Here is a 1,150-nt window from a genome sequence, read left to right as displayed (position 1 = left end):
CGGGTTGGAGGGTGATGCCGCATCCGGACAAGCGCGACACGGTACAGGGCGGCGTTCGCCCGACGATTGCCGCCGCGGTTGAGGCGATGGCGGCTGGTCTTGCCGCTCGACGCCGGCACTGGGCAGACGCCGCAGAGCTTGGCGAACGCTGCCTCTGATCGGATCCGCTGGGGATTGTCGCCTAGAACGACGAGCATGTCGGCGATTGTGCCGGTCGATATGCCTGGCGCGTCCATCAGTGCGGGTGCCTGCGCGCGCACCAGCACTTCGAGGACGCTCTCATGCTCCTTGATCTCGGCATCCAGCATCAGCCACCGATTGGCCAGCGCGCGTAGCGCCATTTTCGCCGACGCGGTTGGGGAGACCGGCGTGCCTGGGCGCAGCGCCGCAAGTCCGCGGATGAGCGTCATCTTGCCAGTGATGCCGATGAACCGCTCGCGCAGCGGCTGCGGCGCGTTGACCAGCAGCGTCTTGAGCGTGACCATTGCCTGAGTTCGAGCCTTAAGTGCGGTATCGCGTGCGATTTTGAGATGACGGATCATCTCGACGGTACCGTCGCCCGTTTTGGGCTGACCCAGCGCATCGCCAGCCAGCACGCTTCGTGCAGCGGACTCGGCATCGACTGTATCGGTTTTGCCGTGGCGACGTCGGAGTTGGCGGTTAACTCGGCCGACCTCGATGACGCGCACGCCCTTGGCAGTCAGCGACCGTGTGAGACCGGCACCGTATGACCCGGTCCCTTCGATACCGATGGTGTGCACGGTGCCGTGACCGGCTGCCCAGTCCGCGAGTTGCCGGTAGCCTTGAGCCGTTACTGGGAAGGACGCGGTGGCAAGCCGCGCGCCAAGTCCGTTGATCGCGACGGCCACGTGCGCGTCTTTGTGGGTGTCGACGCCGATGACGATGGCGTCAGGTGTGATATCGTGCATACCGGTCCTCCAGGTTGGTGGAACCCGAAGGCGCTTCGCGAGCGGACAGGACTGTGACGGGACGGCACTCCCTCAGGCTCCTATCAAGTCACGTCTCGCGACGCCCCGGGTGCAGCCTGGAGGGCCGACAGATCAACGCCATGACACGTGGTCAGTCGTAAGCATGGGTCAGGCCTTCCAGACTGCACCGATATACTCACAGTCGTAGCTGTCGCCGACGC

1 protein-coding gene is annotated in these 1,150 nt (G+C 65.0%); it reads right to left on the bottom strand.

Annotated elements, in window-relative coordinates:
* The coding region (locus tag RH90_RS22365) for an IS110 family transposase (RefSeq protein ID WP_010189323.1) at positions 1-929 on the bottom strand (929 nt) is incomplete at its 3' end.
* Between the last annotated feature and the right edge of the window lie 221 nt (positions 930-1,150).

Source organism: Sphingomonas sp. PAMC 26605, from assembly GCF_000241485.1.
In the GTDB taxonomy this organism is placed as follows: Bacteria; Pseudomonadota; Alphaproteobacteria; order Sphingomonadales; family Sphingomonadaceae; genus Sphingomonas.
Note: the sequence above shows the minus strand (reverse complement) of the source record. Positions and strands in the feature narration are given on the sequence as shown.